Here is a 23475-nt window from a genome sequence, read left to right as displayed (position 1 = left end):
TATTATTTAAAATAAAGAATTTAATTACCACCAGATATAATTATCAACCCCAAGCCTGAAAGGAAAAGTATCAGCATAAATACAAGCAGCAAATTTATTGACTTAGATGCGCCCTTGAATTCTTTCCAGATAAATATTCCCCATAAGGCAGCAACCATAGTGGCACCTTGTCCCAAAGCATAGGAGATAGCTGCACCAGCTTTCCCTGCAGCAATATAACTACAAGCAGTCCCCAATGCCCAGATGGTTCCTCCCAGAATTCCAACAAGATGCGTCTTCACATTTCCACTGAAATAGTCACTATACGCAATCGGCTTGCCGACAAAGGGTTTCTTCATGACCAATGTATTGAAGAAAAAATTGCTGACAAAAATACCCACTGCAAATACAAACAATGCTGAATAAGGAGTCATCATACCCACAGTCGGTGCTTCCAGATTCTCTAAATCCATAGCTGCCGCTACAAAACGATAGAAAAATGCCATTAATATACCTGCACACACAGCTATAATAATCCCTTTTTTCCTCATTGCCTGGTCTGTTCCTCCTTTAGCAACTTTCCCAGAAGCTATACCATTAAAAATAATAGCAAGTACAATCAGAAATACTCCAGAAAACAGAACAGTTGCATCACCTTGAGGAGCACTAAAGTAATTTATAAATACACCCAATACCAGAGCTAACCCAACGCCTACGGGGAAAGCGACAGACATACCAGCCAATGACATGGAAGAAGATAACAAAATGTTGGATGCATTAAAAATGACACCTCCCAAAAACGCACTCACCAAATTAGAGATATCAACCTGAAGCAAATCATCGACAAAGCCCCTACCTGCTTCGCCCGTACTTCCCAGAGTAAATCCCCATATCAAAGAGAAGAGAAGAATACCAACGACATAATCCCAATAAAAAAGTTCATACCGCCAAGTTTTCGCTGCCAGCTTTTGAGTATTTCCCCAAGAACCCCAGCAAAGCATGGTAACCCAACAAAGAGCTACTGCCAATCCATAATTTTCAACTATATACATTACAATTAATTATTTATAGGTTAATTGATTGGGCTGGCTGGAATAAATAACCGCCTCACCTAAATAAACTTGTGCATCCGTACGAGGATTCAACCATTTCAAAACAACCGTGTGCGCTGTATCAGGCAACTGGTATTTATGAAACGAATCAACCCTTCTGTCATCTATAGAAGTAGATTTAGCAACGGGAAGATTGGCAGTTTCTGCTAAAGCACCATCTATATACATCGCAACACTCGCAACATACGATTCATCAGCACACTTCACATATCCTTTCAAAACAAATCCGTTACCATCAAACATAAACTCTGTAGCATCCTGTAACAAAAGGTTAACAGCTTTCTTCTCTGCCGGATAATGACCTTCAAAAGCTTTCTCATACTTTACAGCAACCGGCTGTTGCGTTTTAATAACAACCTGCTCTCCCTGAACAGAACCTCCTTCTTGCTCTATCACCTGCAAAGCTTGTTTCAGACTTAACTCATAAAGCTTATTCAGCGAAACTTCCGTATAGGCAAATGGGATGTCCTCTACTTCGTAAAGACTTTCTTTCCATAATTCCGGAATATTACTATATCCAAGCATTGTACCCAATATACCGGCAGCAGTAGCCGCATTACAATCAGAATCTTGCCCACAACGTGCCGAAATATCAATAGTCTGATAAAAATCTTTCTTGCCATATAACAGACCTATAGCCACATAGGCACTATTTATCTTGGCATCAATATTAAACGGAACAAAAACGCCATCGGGACACCCCACTTCCGAAGTCCACTTCTTCTGGCATTCAAACCAAGTCTGTTTCCAGTCATCTGGATATTGCCGATACCAACCAATCACATCTTTTATGCAAGCATAAAAATCACTTTGCTCGGGAATTGTATTCAATGCCTCTTCTACCACATACTCCATATCATCTGAAACAAAAGCCATGGAATATAGAGCGCCCACATACACACCACCATACCAGCCGTCGCCATACGTAAAGATGTGACCGATTTTATCTGAAATTTCAGAAGCAGTATTAGGCATGCCCGGTGACATTAGACCTGCAAAATCTGCTTCTATCTGATAGTCAATATCATCTGCATGAGGATTATTCAACCAATGTCCGGATATGGGGGGCATAATGCCTTGCTTAATATTATATTTTGCAACTTGGTTGGCATGCCACAAAGGAAATCCGGCATCAGCAAACGAAACAGCAAAAGAATCGGCCGGTGCCTCTAAACCCAAACGGTCGAACACATTCACAAATACAATATCCACATATATATCATCATACAATCCGGGAAATGTATCATAATAATATTTCACTCTATCTTTGGACCATTTTATGGGAGTATAGTCTTGAATCATAGTACCATTATGCAGAAATTCAACCGGTCCTCCATAGGTACAACCAATGGTTTTCGCTGCCCAACCACCTTTCACTTTATCAGCCAATTGTTTTTTAGTCATAGAGACTTCATCTTGCACAACTGAAGTGGAAGAACTGCATCCTGCACACAGTACAACAAAAGCCCAAATAATAAAAGTTACATTCTTCATATTTATCAATTTTACAATTGTTATTCAGCTTTTACTTTAGCAGATTCTTTACCAATCACATTATAAACAGCTACTTCATAAACATTATCTACTGTACCTTCTGCATCAACAAAAGTTCTCGGAAGTTGTCCGTCACGTATTTGTAATTTCATAATCAACTGCCCATCACGATAGATACTATATCCGTCAACTGCTTTCATTTCATTCGGTATCCAAGAAACTTCAATTCCCTTAGCCACCTTTCGTACAGCAGCATTCTTCACTTTTTCAGGAATATCCATTATAGGCAAACATCCCGTCCGGCAATATTGAAGATATGCCTGATGATACGCCGGATTAACTACAAACGGGCTATTGTAATGATTGTATGCAAAACAAATCAAATTGCCAACATAGCCATTTACAATCTCTAACTGTTTTTGAACCCTTTCTAAAGGAGCGCTAGTCCAAAAGCGCTGATCGAATGTCTCTACATTTCCCCAAAACTTCAGCCCAGGTTTAGTATTGACAGCCTTCTTCAAATTAGAAAACCATTCCCACAAATTATCCAAATTCAGTCCACCTGCACCGACACAATCCTGAGGAGCGAATATATCTCCCGGACGGAAGTCGGTTTGCGCAAAGACGTTCGTCCACATCTTGCCACATTCTTCAGCATTTCCACCTACCTTGTAATTCATAAACGGAGACAACATAAGGGGCATTTCCGGAGCAATCTCAGAAAGATGATTCAAATTCGTATTCAATGCCTCTGCCAAAATTGATTGACGCTCAGAAGTCATACAGTTCAAGTTGTCTACCTCCCAAACCCAATACCAACCATACATGGCATCCGGATACTTTTCTTTATACAAAACAACAAGCTCATCTGCCACCTTATTACCCATTTCCATTTGCTCCAGTAACCAGCGAGCATCATAATCCACTTTCCACCAACGTTCATTAAAGTTTAATCCTACAAATACTTTAATGCCATTTTTTTGCGCACTTTGCAAACACTTTTCAAGCGTTCTATTGCCTTGCTTCTTCTTCGTCAGAGCAGACGGATAATTTGTAGTTGTTTTCCCCTTTTCATCTACCAGCAATGCAGGTGCATAAATCAAGTACTTCATGCCAGCTTCTTTCAGCATATCCATTTCCTGATTCCAACGTTCGTTGTCCCAATTTGCTACCAAAAACTCTTGCACAAAGGAACCACTGAAACGAGGAATATTACTGCCCTTATTTTTCTGCTCAAATTGATAATGAAAATAAGTTCCTTTCAAATCTCTTATATAAGTATCAAAAACCGATTCGTCTTCATGCAGATTAATGACACGTACCCCTCGGCTAAGCGTTTCATTATAGGCAGAAGGATAACCCGTCTTCCGACCATAGGCCAAAGTTATGTTACCGTCTAAATCAACCATATAGTCATTATTATGGTCATGACCTACAAACACCCCAATAACATCCCTCTTTTCTATAAACGAAGAGTATAATCCGGTATTTACACTTGGAGCACAAACACCCTCCTGCTTCTCGCCAAACTCCCGGCATGTCCACCTTGCCGTTTCATGCTCTGGCAGAGGAATATGGAAGAAAGCCAAGGAAGGCAATATGCGCTTGTTGCGAGCGGTAACCCGACTGCTACTTTTCCTATACCACTCTATCTGATTATGCTTAATCCAATCATAATAACCAAAAGAACGGTCTTTGGTATTATTGTGAGAATCGAAGAAATAGAGTACCCATTTTTCAGATGTAGCATCAGAAGAACGGACGGTCAACATGCAATTGCCCGAGCCCGAAAGTCCTTTTTCAGCATCATAAGTCAGGTTATAAGGTCGTGTACACAGATAGTCCAATATCTGAGCATTGTTCATATCCGTTTCTTCATCATGATTACCAAAGGTCACAACAAAAGGAGTTTTGGTTTCCCCAAATATTTTGGTCAATTTCTCCCATCCTTTCTTAGCATTCCAGGAAACTACTACATCACCTGTAAGAACAACCAAATCGGGATCTTCTATACGAATAACTTCACGAATCAAATGACAAGTGCTGTCATTCTTCAATTTATAAGAATCACTCTCTACCCAATGCAGGTCTGTCAACTGAACAATCTTGAACTTCCCGTCACGAAACTTCAAATCAGAAGCTTGAGAAAAAGCAGAGAAGCAAATAAAACAACAAATTAAATATAATAAAGACTTTTTCATTTTTTACGATCTGTTCTAAATGGAGCCAAAGGCAATCCGTTACTATCAAATAAATTAGGCATAGCATCATTGGAAAAACAATAACGTACTCCTACCGGTTCCTTCACCTTATCGGCAATGACACTGATATCTCCATTCTTTAATATAGAAGCCTTAGCCGGATGCAAATTACCCTCTTTATCCACGACCTCAAAGTGACGAATGACCTTATCCTTGCAAGCAAGTTTGCCAATAGCGGTAGTTGTTACTATTACTTTACGACCATCTACTCTAAAGGATTTTAGCATAGGCGAATACGGTTGTATATCCTCTTTATGATAACTATTTTTCAAAGCCATATTAGCTAATCGTTCTCCTACTTGTCTCTTCAGACTCGGATGAATATCTGTTAGGTCGTTTACTAAGTCTCCCGCCACAACCATACCAGTATTTCTCAATGTAGCAGCCACATCGGCTTGTTGTTCACGCAAATATGCAGCATTTTTATCCGCATAACCACTCCAAGGAGTTATCTGGACAAAATAGAAAGGCAAATAATGATGAAAAGCATTACGCCAACCTCTAATCATAGCATCAAACATAACTCCATAATCCTGATGCCTTTCATTATTGGCTTCTCCTTGATACCAGACAACCCCGGCAATAGTGTAGTTTATAATGGGATGAATCATTGCATTGTAAAGAGAAGAATTTGCAGTCGGTGCCCATCCGGCAGTCAATGCTTTAGTCTTTTCTTCCAATTTCTCATGACGCAATGTAAATTCGTCCATCCAAGGCTCAATGGCTGTACCTCCCCAATAAGAGCCTATCAACCCGATAGGAAGATTACCCAATTCTTCATTCAGCCTTTTTCCAAAGCAAAAAGCCACTACGCTAAAATCTTCTGCAATTTCGGGAGAACAAATTTCCCACTTTCCCTGAATTCTTTCAACCGGATACGCGGAGGATGACTTAGCCACCTTGAAAAAACGAATCTTTTTATTGTCAAACAGTGTACTTCTATCGGTGATGTCATCTACACGCCACTTAAAGCAATACTCCATATTTGACTGACCGGAACAAAGCCAAGTTTCTCCCATCAGAATGTCTTTCACTTCTGCGCAAAGTTTACCTTCCCAACCATAAAACCGAATGGCGTGCGGTCCTTCGGCTTTGGGAGTGTTTATATAAGTTTCCCAATACTTATATTTATCAGAAGATACATGAACCGTATCATTGGGAGCCCAACTACATACAATCTTCAAATCCCAAACACTGGGACACCATCCCCAAAGCTTTACTTCGGCATCACGTTGCATCACTGCATGATCACTTATAATAGATGGAAGAACAAAATCAGCAGGATCTTGTGCTGCCAGTTTGGTAAATCCCAACAGAGAAACTAAAAAGTATACAATTCTTTTCATATCATTCCTATTCATTTAAAATTTTGTTTGTTATACCAATCCATATATTGATTATATAACCTTACCGTCTCTCCTCTTAATCCGGCATGAGCCTTAGATTGGGGTTTGTTCATGATTCCAAGATATTGGTAAACCAAAATTTTGTCCACGAAAGGTGAAATAGCTTCCATTTGATGAATTATTCTATTGTTAAAGTCCGCTGGAAGTAAACTGCCATGAGTGGTCTGTTCAAAGTAAAACAACTCCATATCAGCCCATATTCTGGAACGCCCTGCCTTTTGATGCGCTTTCGACAAATTCTCATAATAACGGGCAGAATCTTCCAATCTGGTTGCACCTACTCCCACTCCATCCTGATAGGCCACGATTTCCACATTGAGTTGTTCAAGCTGTCTCACAAAATAATCATCACATTTTTCTTTCTTTATATTGTATGGAGCTATTATATTCACACAGTTAGCATTCAACGACTTAGCCACTTGCGCACACTCATTGACATAAGGTATCACAAAATCGCAAAAATAAGGATCTAACCACGATTCATTAGGGAAATACCACCCATAAAAGCTCTTGTGATGCCCATATTTCTTATAGATTTCTTCCATTGATTGATTCCTTTTCTTACCCAGTTCCCTATCTGTCATCATCCGATGAGCATCAAGATCCGGTCCCCAATAATCATTGCTCACAAAGAACTTCACACCAAACTCATCTGCCGCAGAAAGGACTGTTTCAATAGGATCTTCACAACCCATTTCAAATTTAGGAGCCAATTTCGTATCAAAAAAAGCTTTGCCGTGAGCAGCCACATTCATCATCACCAAATATTCCATACCGGTCTCACTGATTTCACGAATTTTTTCTCTCCACTGGGCAGCAGTAAACTGTCTTAAGTCTTTGTCCCAATATACTCCTTCTTTACCTCCCGGATGCTGAAATTCAAACCAAGAACCGGAAATAGGTTTTATATTCGGATTGGCAGCTGCTTGCTTTAAAATATCTGCTTGAGCTACTCCCGGCAGAGCCAAACCAACTGCTCCCAGACCTAACATTGATAAAAAATGACGTCTATCCACAATATTCTTCTTTTAACAGATTAAACTAAATTATTCATATCCAACTCTTTCCGATAAGGAATAGATGATTGAGCCCCCATTCTTGTAACAGAAATAGAAGAAGCTTTAGATGCAAACAATACTGCTTGTTCCAAGCTCATCCCTTCGGAAACACCCACGCAAACAGCTCCATTGAAAGTATCTCCTGCGGCCGTAGTATCAACCGGAACCACTTTGTAGGCATCTACATAATAAGTTTTTTCTCCTTCTCTTACAAAGCTTCCTTCGCTACCCAAAGTTATTATTATATTTTTCACACCTTTCCGATACAAGACACCAGCCGCCATAGCCACGTCTTCTTTGCTGTTTATCTTAACTCCGGTCAGCATTTCAGCCTCTATCCGATTGGGAGTTATCATATATAAATATTGGAACAAAGATTCCGGCAAAGAACAGGCAGGAGCAGGATTCAATACAACTTTCACTCCCTTTTCATAAGCCTTCCGTGCAGCATATTCTACAGTTGAAAGAGGAATTTCCAGTTGCATCAATAATATATCTCCAACCAACATCTCTTTTTCCATACTGTCAATATCCTCTTGTCCAAGTAACATATTAGCCCCCGAAGCCACAACAATACAATTTTCAGCATATTGGTCCACGCTTATCAACGCAACTCCGGATGGAGTTTCATTATCTAAAGCAATATAGCTTGTTTCTATGCCTTCATTTTGAAAAACACGCAAGGTCTGCTGTCCCAAAACATCATTGCCCACTCTCGCCACAAATAACAAGTCACCCCCCAATCGCTTCACTGCAACTGCCTGATTTGCTCCTTTACCACCCTGATTCATAAGAAACTTACCACCAAGGATTGTCTCTCCCGGTGCTGGTAAATGGGAGGTATGCACTACCATATCCGTATTTGAACTGCCTACTACTATGATTTTGCTCATACAGATTCTATTTATGAATTTGCTATTTCCTCCAAAACAGTCCAACACTGATACAATCCTCTGGGAACATGGAAACATCCTTTCCATTTTCCACCTTTCAGCGGAAGCAAAACTTCACCTCTTCTATTCAGGTATCCAAACCATTCAGGATGTTCTGTATCTTTAAAATGAGTCCATGTATAATCATGCACTTTATTAAACCACTCCAAACATTGCTGGTCGCCAGTCAAATGATACCCTTTCAATAGAGAAATCAGAGTCTCGATATGTACCCACCAAAGCTTCTGATCCCACTCCAATTGTTGAGGAGGACAACCTTTACGATCCATAAAATAATAAATACCTCCGAACTCTTTATCCCAGCCGTAATCGAGCATAGTCAAAGTGGTATTTTTCGCCTTTTCTATCAAGTCCAAACGCCCCAAACGTTTCCCTAAGTCCATGATAAACCACATGGCTTCAATTGCATGTCCGGGAGTAATTTGTCTTCCCTCGAACGAATCGGAAAGCTGTCCGTCCATTTGTATGTTTTCAACAATAATACCTCCTAATTCCAGACGATAAAATTCTTCCATAACCTCATGGATACAGACTTCCATGGTCTTTTCCAGATAATCCTCATCCAGCAAATGTTCTATCTCCAAAGCCAAATTGCATAAAATCATTGGCAATGCAAAGTTCTTCAAATCACGTGTACCTGCATGCAACTTATTCCAATGCCCTTTGGGATTATCAACCTTCGACAAGATTATATCAAACGTTTTCTTGGCAATTTCTGCATACTCTTCATTCCCTGTGGCTAAGCTTAACTGCCCAAATGCCATCGTAGCAAACGTATATGAAAAAATATTATAAGGCTCAACTAATGGATTTCCTTGTCTGTCCAATGAGAAATACCAGTTATAGTTACCATCGTGACCATACTTTTTCAAGAATTCTCCTCCTTGAATGGCACAATCTAACCACTCTTGACGCTTCTCTACCTTATTATAAAGCATCGAAAACATCCATACCTCACGTCCCTGCAACCAAATAAATTTATCCGTATCAAATACATTGCCTTGACGATCCAAGCATGTAAAATATCCACCATATTCATGATCTTGAGAACATTCAAGCCAAAAAGGAAGAATATGATTCATCAGTTCATCCTTATACTGTGTTGCTAATTTTTTAAAGTCCATATTTTTTTTATATTTTAGTTCATAAGGTCAATTTATTTCATACGTGTCCAATACCGTTCTATCTCTTCCAAAGATTTGCCAGTCGTTTCCGGTACAAGTTTCCATACAATGAGCATATAAGGCACACACATTGCAGCAAACAAGAAGAATGTTCCGGCGGGGGTAAGATTCTGGAGCATCCAAGGAGTCAACTGCCCAATTAAATATGTTCCAATCCAAAGAGAAAATCCTGCTATAGACATAGCCAAACCACGTACTTTGGTAGGATACATTTCTGAAAGAAGCACAAATACCACTGCACAAATAGATACAGCACAACAAAACACATAAGACAAGAAGCAAACCAACAAGAAAAGACTTGACAACCCCAAACTCTCTTCCCACAAAAAGTAAATACCGATAAGCAACAAAGAAAGAACCATCCCTGAAACGCCATAATATACCAACTTCTTACGTCCCACTCTATCAATAATAGCAAGTGCCAAGACAGTAGTCAACGTATTAACCAAGCCAACCAACACTTGATAAAACAAAGAATCACCACCGGAAAGCCCAGCTTTTTCAAAAATAGAAGGACCATAATACAATACGGCATTCACACCCATGAACTGTCCCAATATGGCAATGGCAACACCGATTATCACAGCTTTCAGAATGCCAGGCTGCAACAATAATGCCCACTCGGATTTAGTTTCTGATACAACAGATTTGGTTTCGTTCATCTGGTTCATAGCCTCCTCAGCCGAGTTGTAAATTCGTTGCAAAACATTAAGACCACGTTCTTCTCTACCTTTCAAAATCAACCAACGAGGGCTTTCGGGAATAAAAAAGATAATGGTAAAAAACAAAAGAGCTGGTAGTGTTTCCATCCCCAACATGCCACGCCATACTTCAGCTACAAAGATTTTTTCAAATAAACCTATACCTGAAACGACATGACTTTCTGAATATCCAAGCAACTGGAAATTTACCAAATAAGCGCCCAAAAATCCTACTGTAACGGCCAATTGGTACAAAGAGACTAAACGTCCTCTGTATTGGGCCACAGAAACTTCTGAGATATACAAAGGAGATATAATAGAAACAACACCAATACCCACACCACCAATAATACGATATACAACCAACTCATCGAAATTAGCACAAATGGCACAGCCTATGGCCGAAGTGGAAAACAACACAGCAGAAAGAACCATCGTCAGTTTACGACCGAACTTATCGCTCAACACGCCAGCAAAAAGTACACCCACAATAGAGCCTATCAGCGCACAACCCACATACCATCCCTGCTGCAAGGTATCCAAATGAAAAAGTACAGTCACTTGGGCAATGGTACCAGAAATCACAGCAGTATCATAGCCAAAGAGAAAACCTCCTAAGGCTGCAACAAAGGACAGAAATACTAAATATCCGATATTTACATTTTTCTTCATCATTGTTTATAGTTTAACTTTATATACATTACCAAAACGGTCTGTCACACACACCTCCATTGAAGCACTACCATTTTTAGGTAAAGCACGAAACATGTGTTCTGTTTTTATCGGAGAAATCCAATCATACTCTACGCGCTTTTTATCCGAGCAAATGGCTTTTGCTTCCGGATCAAAGCCCGTGAAATGCTCCATTTCACCCATACATTTCCCATTCTCATACCACTCTACCTTCCAGTTTTCATCCCAATTCCATACATTCGCAAGAATATACTCAGGGTAATCCTCTGAAACTCCTACCGGATAAGCCCTGAATTGATGTTCAATGGGATACCCCGCACTCTTATAACGCCAAGTCAGCTTGTTTCCATCAACTTCATATACACCATAACCAGCGGGAGTGCCATCGGTGCAAATATCAGCCTTCCAAAAAGTACCGCATACAGCTGCTGTGTTATGTTCCATCAAGCTATCATTGAATACAACATTACCGTTGTTATGGGTATGACCAGTCAGCAAATGTGCCTCGTACCCTTTCAAGAGGTCATACAAGCTTGAAGCATTACTGGTCTCATCAGGAAGTAGCGCATTAAATTCCAGCTCCTTAGTAGAACTGGAAGGGATATGCATGGAAACAAACACCAAATGGTCCTTCGGCACAAAGGCCAAATCCTTCTCAATCCATTGCAAAGTACGCTCATCAATATAACCGATGTAGCGGTAATGCCTATTGATATAGTAACAGTTATCAAGCACGATATAATGAGCCTTTCCACGGTTAAAGGAATAATAAATAGGGCCGAAATTCTCTTCATAGGATTTATACGAATGCTCGTAAGAACGTACTCCATATTCCATATCATGATTTCCAATCACTCGATACATAGGGACATCCAACACGTCCGATGCTTTTTTATATGAGGAAAAAAGCGACAAGGCATTACCTACAATATCACCACAATCCAGCATAAATAAATCATATTTCGAACATTTGTCGACAAATTCCTTCACATCCCTCAGATATTCTGAATAAGCAGTAACATCTTCGTCTTTTCCAAGCTGAACATCGGCCTGAACCAAGAAAAGATGCTTGTCATCATTCTTAGAATTTTTGACTAAAGAAAAATCATATACAGAAGTCCCTTTAGTAATGCGTTGATAAAACAAAGGGAGGCTACCATCCCGTTGGGGCAAATAACCTGCTGGAGTAGTAACATATACAAAACGGGCATCACGATGATAAGGAATAGTATATTTGCCGGCAACATCGGTCGAAACACAATCGAAACCATTTGTAACCACTACATTCGCAACTCCACGTCCCTGACATTTAACCTGTCCCGTTATAACAGGTAGAGTTTGTGCCGCCAAATTTAAGCTGACGACAAAAACAAAAAATACCAATAACTGTCTTATTATGTTTTTCATGTCATCTTATATTAAAATATTCTTTATACCTATTATATAAATGCCCTGCCTGCAAATACGCCGATTGCGGACTCATAAAATGAGAAAATTCAAAAGTGATAGCTTTGTCATAACCTGCCCGTTTGGCAGCTTCCAATTTCATACGCAACTTATCAAACTTAATAGGCAAGAAATCAATGGGCATATCACGGTCAAAAGTTTCGGCATTTGTCCAGCACTGCATACCATATTTATCAGCCAATTTCTTATTTACAGCAAAAAAAGCATCCAGTTCATCATAATCAATATGTCCATCTTGGAAGGCACAAGCGTCAACCACATCATGAACGCCATCGAAAATTTCATTCCATTCCCTTTCATGTTCCTGAACAGAGACAGCATCTTCTTTTGTTAGCTTGCCTGTTCCCATAACAGCCTTTTTCCCATCAATCCATGGAGAAATAAAAGTCGGTAAACCTCCGGATACATCTTTGCATTGTTTACCCATTGTACGAAAGGCATCAATAGCGCCTTTCGTCTTACGGCTTATTTCACCACTAATATACCAGCCACCAAAACTCTTATATTTTTCACCGTATTTATCCCACACTTCATCAATCACATACTTATTATCCTCAATCTCCCACGACAAATCACCGGTATCCCAATACTTACCAGAGTCATATAAACCAAAATAAAACTTCATGTGATATTTTTCTGCCAGTCGAAGAAACATATCCAACAAATCAACAGAAGGCATATAACAACCCTTGCTTAACAAGTGCTTCGAAGGGTAAGTAATGAATTTACGATAACCGGAACGAATCATAATAACCGTATCAATCCCAACATCCCGCATATACCGGAAATCCCGATCCCATTCTATTTCTCCCCAATTCTGATGGGGAATATCATGAGATATCTCATCTAAAAATGTACCGGTAATTTTAAGTGCATCACCCATGGGAACCAGCATGGAAGAGGTAGTCTCCCGAGAAAAAGAACAATTCCCATCACTCTCTTGCCCCAACAATGAAGGGGGCATGAATGCAGATGCACCAAACAAAGCGGTCTTTTTTAAAAAATCCCTGCGTGTTTTCATCATTAATAAAATTAAGATCAACCATTATATATTAAAAGCCCTATTGAATGCATATTTTAGAAAAAAATCCAATTATGTTTTTCATCGTTATGGACATTAACCATTATTATTCAATTATCACGTCACAAATATAGATATATTTATTATCTTTGCAATACTTAATAAAGTATTTAATTAATATATACCATATATTTAACATATATTAACCGGTTATTACTAAATAAATTGCAAAACAATAGACAGAATACAATAATATTAACCCATATACTTTAGTATACCAATATATAAAATAAAAATAAGGCGAATAATTTAAAAATATACACTAATGAAGCAGGATTTATTAAAAGAAATGGAAACCGGGAGCAAGAATGCACTCTTAAAAAAAAGGATCATCACACATTATATATATAATGGAAGCTCCACTATTACTGATTTGGCCAAGGAACTTGACCTAAGTGTGCCCACAATTACCAAATTTATCAATGAAATGTGTGAGGACAACTATATAAATGACTATGGAAAACTGGAGACTAGTAGCGGCCGTCACCCAAGCCTATACGGACTCAACCCAGAATCAGGATACTTCATTGGGGTGGACATTAAAAAATTTGCCATAAACATAGGACTAATCAATTTCAAGGGAGATATGGTGGAAATCAGGATGAACATACCGTACAAGTTCGAAAATACACAAGAGGCTTTGGAAGAACTATGTGCACTCATTCGAGGCTTCATAAAGGAAACAGAAATCAATGACAAGAAGATAATGAACATCTGCATCAACATCTCTGGAAGAGTAAATCCGGAATCAGGATACAGTTTCAGTATGTTCAACTTTTCAGAGCGTCCTTTGGCAGATGTGCTGAATGAAAAAATAGGGTACCCAGTCTGTATAGACAACGACACAAGGGCCATGACCTATGGAGAACATATGCAAGGATGCGTCAAAGGGGAAAAAGACATCATCTTTGTCAATATAAGCTGGGGACTTGGAATTGGCATCATCATAGACGGGAAGGTATACACGGGAAAATCCGGATTTTCCGGAGAATTCGGGCACGTCAATGTATTCGACAATGAAATACTGTGCCATTGCGGCAAAAAAGGATGCCTGGAAACGGAAGCCTCAGGTTCGGCACTGCACCGCATCCTATTGGAAAGAATCGGTAAAGGAGAAAGTTCCATACTGTCAAAACGAACTATAGAAAATCCACCCACATTGGACGAAATCATCACTGCAGTCAATAAAGAGGATTTGCTATGTATTGAGATAGTGGAAGAAATAGGCCAAAAGTTGGGAAGGCAAATAGCAGGACTGATCAGCATATTCAATCCGGAACTGGTAATAATCGGAGGCACATTATCATCGACGGGAGACTATATAGTACAGCCAATCAAAACGGCAATAAGGAAATACTCATTGAATCTGGTCAACAAAGACGCCACGGTGACTGTTTCCAAGTTAAAAGACAAGGCTGGTGTAGTTGGAGCCTGCATGCTGGCACGGAGCAGAATGTTCGAAATTTAAGACGACCGTTGCCATCATAATGGAAATGACAAGACTTACACCAAAAACACAATTATTATATATAAAAAAGCGAATCTGTAATTGGTTACTGATAAAAAGACAGAATAAATTAGTATCATGATAACCGATTTCCAGTATTGCCCTACATTGAATTCAAGAATGCAAATAATTAAACTATCAATTAAAGAGAAGATGGAATCTATAGGGTATACTCGGAGATATTACGAGCATAACGAAGATTAGGAAAGTTACACTTCTAGAGTAGGAACAGAAAAGCAGAAAGAAGAATCGGCTAATCCCGAATTCTCCAACATAAAAAATAAAAAGTCGAAAGAAAGCTGTCTCAAATAAAATGTACTCCAAAGGTTAGATAAAAAACTTTTGGAGTACATTTTTCAACATATTTCTCTTTGTTTTCTTACTCCTAAGCATTGTTTTTTTCTGTCATTAGTGCATCAACCATACATAACCAATCAGAAATAGCAGTATCGACACAAGATTCTGACAAAACCTAGTCAAGAAAGAAGTAACGACAGATGCTATCTTCAAGAGGTCTTCCGCTACCATTATCTGGCATAGCATCTTATCAATCAATGAAAATCTGTAATATTTTCACCATAAACACTGTTCCTTCGAAGGATATTGCAGATACATAATTTTCGGATCCGACATCTACAGAAGACCTATAGACAAGTTTACATGCAATGGGAGCTTGTACTGGAAGAAAAATCATAAGAAGCTGAAGAAATCGAAATTCTATAACCATAATCGGTGGGAGCACCGTCTTGGCTTAATAAAATTACAAGAAAGTCCAGCGTCGGGAACTATGGCATTACAAATATTCGAGCTGAATATCGTCTTACTCCGGAGTTACAATATCTCCAGAAACTGAGAAATAAGAGTTTCCTAAAGTTATTGACATAGCTGTCTGGTTCTGTCAGCCGACAACCGACACACACCACTTATTTTTTACATTTCACTATTCTAGACTGTTCTCTACTCCAGTGGAAAGTTTTATCTGTCTATTCCTGACGCGTACTACAAAAAAGTTCTGTCAGTTTCTCGGATTTGAATTTTCCAAGGTTGAAATTGCATCCGATTCCGTTGATGAAAACCATGCATTCATAAACTGGTTTTTAGTAACGGATCCAACTAATTCATAGCCCTTTGAGAATATACTAGAACAAAACTTTTCACTTTCAAACAAATATCGTATTTTTGCCCCAACTTTCTAAAAACATCCCATCTATGGATACCATACAAATAAAAGACAAGATGTTCACAGTCTCCATCAAGGAGCAGGACATACTGAAAGAAGTAACCCGTGTAGCGAACGAAATCAACCGCGACCTGGCAGGAAAGAATCCTCTATTCCTCAGCGTACTGAACGGTTCGTTCATGTTTACCTCCGATTTGCTGAAACGAATCACGATTCCCTGCGAAATTTCGTTTGTCAAATTGGCATCTTATCAAGGAGTATCCTCTACCGGGGTAATCAAGGAAGTAATAGGCATCAATGAAGACCTCACAGACCGTACAGTGGTCATTGTAGAGGATATCGTAGATACGGGACTCACCATGCAACGCTTACTGGACACCCTCGGCACTCGCGGTCCCAGGGAGATTCATATTGCCTCTCTACTGGTGAAACCCGATAAGCTGAAAGTTGATTTGAACATAGAATATGTGGCCATGAATATTCCGAACGATTTCATCGTGGGCTACGGGTTGGATTATGACGGCTTCGGGCGCAACTATCCCGACATTTATACTGTAGTAGACTGATACAGACATAATATAGTAAATCATTAAATAATAACTAAGCAAATGTTGAACATTGTAATTTTTGGTGCTCCCGGTTCAGGTAAGGGAACACAAAGTGAAAAGATTGTAGAAAAGTATGGCATCAACCACATCTCTACCGGAGACGTGCTCCGTGCTGAAATGAAAAACGGTACAGAACTGGGCAAGACTGCTAAAGGTTATATCGACCAGGGCCAGTTGATTCCCGATGAGTTGATGATTGATATTCTGGCAAGCGTATTCGACAGCTTCAAGGATAGCAAAGGCGTGATTTTCGACGGCTTCCCCAGAACAATCGCCCAGGCTGAAGCATTAAAGAAGATGCTCGCCGAACGCGGACAGGAAGTCAGCGTAATGCTCGACCTCGACGTGCCCGAAGAAGAACTGATGAAACGCCTTATCAAGCGCGGACAAGAATCAGGACGTGCAGACGACAATGAAGAGACAATCAAGAAGCGTCTGGTGGTTTACCACTCACAGACAGCTCCGCTGATTGACTGGTACAAGCAGGACGGCAAATACCAACACATCCAGGGCTTCGGCGTATTGGAAGAAATCTTTGCCGATGTTTGCAAGGCTATTGACGCAGTGAAATAACAATAAAACAGAATATGGCTGAATCGAATTTTGTTGACTACGTAAAAATATATTGCCGCTCCGGAAAGGGCGGACGAGGTTCTACGCATATGCGGCGTGAGAAATACATACCCAACGGAGGCCCCGACGGAGGTGACGGAGGACGAGGAGGCCATGTCATCCTGCGGGGTAACCGCAACTACTGGACGCTACTCCATCTGAAGTACGATCGCCACATCCTGGCAGGTCACGGAGAATCCGGTTCCAAGAACCGCAGTTTCGGGAAAGACGGAGCGGACAAGGTGATTGAAGTGCCCTGCGGCACGGTGGTGTACAACGCCGAAACGGGTGAATATATCTGCGACGTCACCGAGCACGAACAAGAAGTCATCCTGCTGAAAGGCGGACGCGGAGGTCTGGGCAACTGGCACTTCAAAACCGCCACACGCCAGGCTCCCCGCTTTGCACAACCGGGCGAACCGATGCAGGAGTTGACGGTAATCATGGAACTGAAGCTGCTGGCAGACGTCGGTCTGGTAGGTTTCCCCAATGCAGGAAAATCTACTTTACTGGCATCCGTTTCTGCGGCGAAGCCCAAAATCGCCAATTATCCGTTTACAACGCTGGAACCCAATCTGGGCATCGTGTCCTATCGCGACAGCAAATCGTTTGTGATGGCGGACATTCCCGGAATCATCGAAGGAGCCAGTGCGGGCAAAGGATTGGGATTGCGCTTCCTGCGACACATCGAGCGCAACTCCCTGTTGCTGTTCATGGTGCCTGCCGACAGCGACGACATCCGCAAGGAGTACGACATACTCCTGAACGAGCTCCGCACCTTCAACCCCGAAATGCTGGACAAACAACGCGTGCTTGCCATCACCAAATGTGACATGCTGGACCAGGAGCTGATGGACGAGATAGAGCCGACACTGCCCGAAGGTATTCCTCATATCTTTATCTCTGCCGTGGCAGGCATGGGCATCTCCACGCTGAAAGACATCCTTTGGGAAGAGCTGAACAAGGAAAGCAATAAGATAGAAGGCAAAGTGGACAGCATTGCCCACCGCGCCAAAGACCTCAGCCACCTGCAGGAAGAATTGAAAGAAGAGGGTGAGGACGAGGACCTCAGCTATGAATACGTCAACGACGACGAGGACATAGAGGACCTCGAGGACTTTGAATACGAAGAAGATTGGGAGGAAGATAAAAAATGATTCCTCTTACAGAAGATAGGAAAATGTTGGGATATGAGCTGCTTGCCTCATATCCCGGCATTTCTTGTTTTGTAACCACCCGCCACGGTGGATGCAGCCAAGGTAACTATGCCTTCCTCAACTGTACACCTTACACGGGAGACGAAGCCGAAGCTGTACGCCGCAACCAGGAAATAGTATGTTCTTCCCTGCCCCAACGCCCCCAAGAACTGGTCATCCCGTTTCAGACCCACGGGACAAAGGCACTTGTCATTGACGGAACTTACCTGCAAGCAACAGCAGAAGAACGCCACTCCATGTTGCAGGGCATTGATGCACTGATAACCCGTGAACCGGGCTACTGCATCTGTATCTCTACGGCAGACTGCATTCCCATCCTGCTCTACGACCGGAAGAATGCCGTGATAGCCGCTGTTCATGCCGGATGGCGCGGCACTGTGAATTACATCCTCGGCCACACACTCGACAAGATGCGTGCCCGCTATGGTACAGAGGGCAAAGAAGTGATAGCCTGCATCGGCCCCGGCATCTCCCTTTCCGCCTTCGAGGTAGGCGACGAAGTCTATGAAGCATTCCGCAAGAACGGTTTCCAGATGGATTACATCTCCGAATGGAAACCCGCCACCCACAAATACCATATCGACCTATGGGCTGCCAACCGACTGCAACTGCTGGACTTCGGAGTACCTTCCGCACAAGTGGAGACAGCCAATATATGTACTTTTACCCAATATGAAGAGTTCTTCTCGGCACGCCGGATGGGTATCAAATCCGGAAGGATATTGTCGGGAATCATGTTAACCCATTCAAACGGATTGCATTAATGTATCATATCGCACTTTCTAAAGAAATCAAGCAGAATTGCCCCGAATTCCGCGGTGCAGCCGTATTTGCCGAAGTGACAAATACCCCATATTGCGAAGGGTTGTGGCAGGAAATCGCAACTTTCACCCAAGAGCTAAGAGCCCGTGAAACCACGGACAGCATCAAGTACCAACCCGTCATTGCCGCCACCCGCGAAGCCTACAAACGTTGCGGCAAGGATCCCAGCCGCTACCGTCCCTCGGCCGAAGCACTGAGACGGCGACTGCTGCGCGGATTGGAACTCTATCAGATAGATACGTTGGTAGACCTTATCAACCTTGTCTCCCTACGTACGGGCCACTCTATCGGCGGATTTGATGCCGACGAGATACAAGGAAGCGACCTTGAGCTGGGCATAGGACGTGCCGAGGAATCGTTCGAGGGTATAGGCCGCGGCATGCTGAACATAGAAGGGCTGCCCGTCTACCGCGACCGTATAGGCGGTATCGGTACCCCGACCAGCGACCACGAACGCACCAAGATGAAACTTGAAACCCGCCATATCCTTGCCATTGTCAACGGCTACAACGGGCAGGAAGGTCTGAAAGAAGCAGCCGAAATGATATTGGAACTGTTGGAGAAATATGCTTCCTCTACCGGTGGGAGTATACAATATTTTGAATAAATGAAAATCCGTATTCTTGTCCCTCTCCTGCTCATAGCCCTTGGTGCCACGGCACAAGGGAAGAAAACGGTCTTTTCCGCCATGGAAACCAACCATATTCGCGTTGCCACTCCGGGACTGTTTTCGCAAAGAGAACTGATAGAGCTACCTTTGGAGGACATTCCGGACACGGAATACTCCTTTCCCCTGCCTGGAGGAAAAGTCATCTCCCCTTACGGACGGGGGCGGGGACGCCACAGCGGCATAGACATCAAGACCTGCGCCAAAGACACCATACGGAGTGCCTTCAACGGCGTAGTACGGATGTCCAAGCCTTATAGCGCCTACGGCAATGTCGTCGTCGTACGCCATGACTTCGGACTGGAAACGATATACAGCCACAACTTCAAAAACCTTGTACATTGTGGCGACACAGTCAAAGCCGGACAGCCCATCGCACTGACCGGACGCACCGGACGCGCCTCTACTGAGCATCTGCACTTCGAGACACGCGTCAACGGGCAGCACTTCGACCCCAATATCATCTTCAACATGAAGGAACAGACGCTGAACCGACAACGTATCGGATGCTCAAAAAAAGGAAACGGCATCGTCGTGCAACAATTACCGACAATCTACCCGAAGCCACTGCAAAAAAAATACCCAATGGAACTGTTTAAGTATCCAAACGTTTCACTACATTTGCAGAACGTTTCACTAAAAGAACGAATTGAACTTAAAACATATCAATGATAGAAAAACTGATTGTTCTTGAAGATATTGACCCGGTAATATTTTATGGCGTAAACAACGCCAACATGCAGCTGATAAAAGCCTTGTATCCCAAGCTCCGCATTGTTGCCCGCGGCAATGTCATCAAAGTATTGGGTGATGAGGAGGAAATGTGTGCATTTGAGGAAAACATCACCAAACTGGAGAAATACTGTGCCGAATACAATTCTTTGAAAGAAGAGGTCATTATAGACATCATCAAAGGCAATGCCCCGCAAGCGGAAAAGTCGGGCAATGTCATTGTATTCAGCGTAACCGGAAAGCCGATTATCCCGCGCAGCGAGAACCAGCTGAAGCTGGTAGAGGCATTTGCCAAGAATGACATGCTGTTTGCCATCGGTCCTGCCGGTTCAGGAAAAACCTATACTGCCATCGCGCTTGCCGTGCGGGCACTAAAGAATAAGGAGATAAAGAAAATCATTCTCAGCCGCCCCGCCGTAGAAGCCGGAGAAAAGCTCGGTTTCCTGCCCGGCGACATGAAGGACAAGATAGACCCGTATCTGCAACCACTCTATGACGCCCTGCAGGACATGATACCTGCCGCCAAGCTGAAAGAGTATATGGAGCTGAACATCATCCAGATTGCCCCTCTCGCCTTTATGCGCGGACGTACACTGAACGATGCCGTTGTCATTCTGGATGAAGCGCAGAACACGACCACCCAGCAAATCAAGATGTTCCTCACCCGCATGGGCATGAACACCAAGATGATTGTCACGGGGGACATGACGCAGATTGACTTGCCTTCTTCCCAGACTTCCGGTCTGGTGCAGGCACTGAAGATTCTGAAAGGCGTAAAAGGCATCAGTTTTGTGGAGCTGAACAAGAAAGACATCGTACGCCACAAGTTGGTAACTCAGATTGTGGAGGCCTACGAGAAGTTCGACAAGGAAGCGAAAGCGGAGCGTGAACGACGCAAAGCCGAACAAGCTGATAGCAAGATTGAACAGAAACAGTAAATTCTCAAATCGTAAATATTACAAAGATGAAAGCATTAACAGCAACTGAATTTAACTTTCCCGGACAGAAAAGCGTGTACCACGGAAAAGTTCGTGATGTGTACAACATCAATGGTGAAAAGTTGGTCATGGTAGCTACCGACCGCATCTCAGCCTTCGACGTAGTATTGCCGAAAGGTATTCCCTTCAAAGGACAAATGCTGAACCAGATTGCAGCAAAATTCCTGGATGCCACAACCGACATCTGTCCCAACTGGAAAATGGCTACGCCCGACCCGATGGTGACGGTAGGTGTGATGTGCGAGGGATTCCCCGTAGAAATGATTGTACGCGGTTATCTCTGCGGCAGCGCATGGCGTGCCTACAAGAGCGGCGTACGTGAAATCTGCGGCGTGAAACTGCCCGAAGGGATGAAGGAAAACCAGAAATTCCCCGAACCCATCATCACCCCGACCACAAAGGCCGAGATTGGCGAACACGATGCCGACATCTCCAAAGAAGAAATCCTGGCACAAGGTCTGGCTACACCCGAAGAATATGCCGTATTGGAGCAATATACCATGGCCCTCTTCAAACGCGGCACCGAGATTGCAGCTGAACGCGGATTGATTCTGGTAGATACCAAATACGAATTCGGCAAGCACGACGGCAAGATTTACCTGATGGACGAAATCCATACGCCCGACTCCAGCCGCTACTTCTACTCCGAAGGCTACGAAGAACGTTTTGCCAACGGCGAACCGCAAAAGCAACTCTCCAAGGAGTTTGTACGCGAATGGCTGATGGACAACGGCTTCCAAGGTAAAGAAGGACAGCAAGTACCGGAAATGACAGACGAAATCGTTACTTCAATCAGTGAACGTTACATCGAACTGTACGAACACATCACCGGCGAGAAGTTTGTAAAGGAAGATACCAGCAACATTGCCGAACGCATTGAAAAGAATGTAACTAATTACTTAATGTGATAATATGCCAATGTGCTAATGACCTTGCGGCATAATAGCGCAGCCAATTAGCACATTGGCATATCAGCACATTAGCACATTAAAAAATCATGGATTACCCCCAAGAACACATCAAGCCCTACGGCAATGACGGCAAGAAGAGCGAACAAGTGGAAGAAATGTTCGACAACATCGCTCCTGCCTACGACAAGCTGAATCACACTCTATCCATGGGTATTGACCGCAGCTGGCGTAGGAAAGCAATCAAGTACCTACGTCCTTTCCGCCCCCGGCGCATTATGGACGTAGCTACCGGCACCGGCGATTTCGCCATCCTTGCATGCCGCGAACTGCAACCCGATAGCCTGATTGGCACCGACATCTCGGAAGGCATGATGAACGTGGGACGTGAAAAAGTAAAGCAGGCGCACCTCTCGGACAAGATTTCATTTGCCCGGGAGGACTGCACCTCCCTCTCGTTTGCCGACGAAAGCTTCGACGCCGTGACCGTAGCGTTCGGCATCCGCAACTTCGAAGGGCTGGACAAAGGACTGTCTGAGATGTGCCGCGTACTAAAGACCGGCGGACATCTCGTCATACTGGAACTCTCTACACCGGACCGCTTCCCGATGAAACAACTGTTCACCATCTACTCCAAAGTCGTTATCCCCCTGCTCGGTAAATGTATTTCGAAAGACAACAGCGCCTATACCTATCTACCGGAAAGTATTCGCGCCTTCCCGCAAGGAGAAGTGATGCAGGGAGTTATCCGCAAGGCAGGCTTCAGCGAAGTGCACTTCAAGCGGCTGACTTTCGGGATATGTACACTTTATGTGGCAACTAAATAAAAAGAAGA

20 protein-coding genes are annotated in these 23475 nt (G+C 42.6%); 10 read left to right on the top strand and 10 right to left on the bottom strand.

What is annotated here, in order from left to right; genetic code table 11:
• Positions 1-20: 20 nt before the first annotated feature.
• From DW039_RS03535 to DW039_RS03490, 10 genes are read right to left on the bottom strand one after another with little or no spacing between them, the layout of a single operon-like run.
• A complete protein-coding gene (locus DW039_RS03535; protein WP_044468844.1) occupies positions 21-1031 on the bottom strand; it encodes a GRP family sugar transporter in 1011 nt (336 codons plus the stop codon).
• A gap of 9 nt (positions 1032-1040) precedes the next feature.
• Positions 1041-2585 carry an ADP-ribosylglycohydrolase family protein gene (locus DW039_RS03530; RefSeq protein ID WP_057097203.1) on the bottom strand — a complete coding sequence of 515 codons (1545 nt, stop codon included), beginning with the start codon at positions 2583-2585 and terminating at the stop codon, positions 1041-1043.
• 20 nt (positions 2586-2605) lie between these two features.
• Positions 2606-4786, bottom strand: coding sequence for a DUF4434 domain-containing protein (locus DW039_RS03525; protein WP_016272598.1), 2181 nt, complete (start codon positions 4784-4786; stop codon positions 2606-2608).
• Complete coding sequence (locus DW039_RS03520) at positions 4783-6207, bottom strand: sialate O-acetylesterase (RefSeq protein WP_016272597.1); 1425 nt, start codon at positions 6205-6207, stop codon at positions 4783-4785. The genes DW039_RS03525 and DW039_RS03520 overlap by 4 nt, the downstream gene beginning before the upstream one ends.
• Positions 6204-7268 (bottom strand): DUF4434 domain-containing protein, encoded by a 1065-nt coding sequence (locus DW039_RS03515; protein WP_016272596.1) that lies wholly within the window; start codon positions 7266-7268, stop codon positions 6204-6206. The genes DW039_RS03520 and DW039_RS03515 overlap by 4 nt, the downstream gene beginning before the upstream one ends.
• 20 nt (positions 7269-7288) lie before the next feature.
• On the bottom strand, positions 7289-8203 hold the full coding sequence (gene rbsK, locus DW039_RS03510; protein ID WP_005835391.1) for a ribokinase: 915 nt from the start codon (positions 8201-8203) through the stop codon (positions 7289-7291).
• An 11-nt stretch (positions 8204-8214) separates the two neighbouring features.
• Positions 8215-9387, bottom strand: coding sequence for an AGE family epimerase/isomerase (locus DW039_RS03505; RefSeq protein WP_016272595.1), 1173 nt, complete (start codon positions 9385-9387; stop codon positions 8215-8217).
• Positions 9388-9419: 32 nt separating this feature from the next.
• Positions 9420-10820 (bottom strand): sugar porter family MFS transporter, encoded by a 1401-nt coding sequence (locus DW039_RS03500; RefSeq protein ID WP_005835387.1) that lies wholly within the window; start codon positions 10818-10820, stop codon positions 9420-9422.
• 6 nt (positions 10821-10826) lie between these two features.
• Complete coding sequence (locus DW039_RS03495) at positions 10827-12248, bottom strand: calcineurin-like phosphoesterase family protein (protein ID WP_005835384.1); 1422 nt, start codon at positions 12246-12248, stop codon at positions 10827-10829.
• 1 nt (position 12249) lies between these two features.
• Positions 12250-13329, bottom strand: coding sequence for a DUF4434 domain-containing protein (locus DW039_RS03490; protein WP_005835383.1), 1080 nt, complete (start codon positions 13327-13329; stop codon positions 12250-12252).
• 325 nt (positions 13330-13654) lie between these two features.
• Here DW039_RS03490 and DW039_RS03485 point away from each other — a divergent pair, with 325 nt between their 5' ends.
• From DW039_RS03485 to ubiE, 10 genes are all read left to right on the top strand, one after another.
• Positions 13655-14857, top strand: a complete 1203-nt coding sequence (locus tag DW039_RS03485) for an ROK family transcriptional regulator (RefSeq protein WP_005835379.1) — start codon at positions 13655-13657, stop codon at positions 14855-14857.
• A 1248-nt stretch (positions 14858-16105) separates the two neighbouring features.
• Positions 16106-16642, top strand: coding sequence for a hypoxanthine phosphoribosyltransferase (gene hpt, locus DW039_RS03475; RefSeq protein ID WP_005835372.1), 537 nt, complete (start codon positions 16106-16108; stop codon positions 16640-16642).
• A 42-nt stretch (positions 16643-16684) separates the two neighbouring features.
• Positions 16685-17257, top strand: a complete 573-nt coding sequence (locus tag DW039_RS03470) for an adenylate kinase (RefSeq protein WP_005823672.1) — start codon at positions 16685-16687, stop codon at positions 17255-17257.
• Between the two features lie 14 nt (positions 17258-17271).
• Positions 17272-18453, top strand: a complete 1182-nt coding sequence (gene obgE, locus DW039_RS03465; RefSeq protein ID WP_044468571.1) for a GTPase ObgE — start codon at positions 17272-17274, stop codon at positions 18451-18453.
• Positions 18450-19277, top strand: coding sequence for a peptidoglycan editing factor PgeF (pgeF, locus tag DW039_RS03460; protein WP_044468572.1), 828 nt, complete (start codon positions 18450-18452; stop codon positions 19275-19277). The genes obgE and pgeF overlap by 4 nt, the downstream gene beginning before the upstream one ends.
• Positions 19277-19942 (top strand): B3/4 domain-containing protein, encoded by a 666-nt coding sequence (locus DW039_RS03455; RefSeq protein WP_044468573.1) that lies wholly within the window; start codon positions 19277-19279, stop codon positions 19940-19942. Before pgeF ends, DW039_RS03455 begins: the two co-directional genes overlap by 1 nt.
• On the top strand, positions 19943-20674 hold the full coding sequence (locus DW039_RS03450) for a M23 family metallopeptidase (RefSeq protein ID WP_044468574.1): 732 nt from the start codon (positions 19943-19945) through the stop codon (positions 20672-20674).
• Complete coding sequence (locus DW039_RS03445; RefSeq protein ID WP_005823681.1) at positions 20671-21672, top strand: PhoH family protein; 1002 nt, start codon at positions 20671-20673, stop codon at positions 21670-21672. The genes DW039_RS03450 and DW039_RS03445 overlap by 4 nt, the downstream gene beginning before the upstream one ends.
• 26 nt (positions 21673-21698) lie before the next feature.
• Positions 21699-22640 (top strand): phosphoribosylaminoimidazolesuccinocarboxamide synthase, encoded by a 942-nt coding sequence (locus DW039_RS03440; RefSeq protein WP_022401720.1) that lies wholly within the window; start codon positions 21699-21701, stop codon positions 22638-22640.
• An 89-nt stretch (positions 22641-22729) separates the two neighbouring features.
• Positions 22730-23467: a bifunctional demethylmenaquinone methyltransferase/2-methoxy-6-polyprenyl-1,4-benzoquinol methylase UbiE gene (gene ubiE / locus DW039_RS03435; RefSeq protein WP_022401721.1), complete on the top strand. Its 738-nt coding sequence runs from the start codon at positions 22730-22732 to the stop codon at positions 23465-23467.
• The last annotated feature ends 8 nt before the right edge of the window (positions 23468-23475 follow it).

The organism is Bacteroides sp. AF39-16AC (assembly GCF_003602735.1).
GTDB lineage: Bacteria > Bacteroidota > Bacteroidia > Bacteroidales > Bacteroidaceae > Bacteroides > Bacteroides uniformis.
Note: the sequence above shows the minus strand (reverse complement) of the source record. Positions and strands in the feature narration are given on the sequence as shown.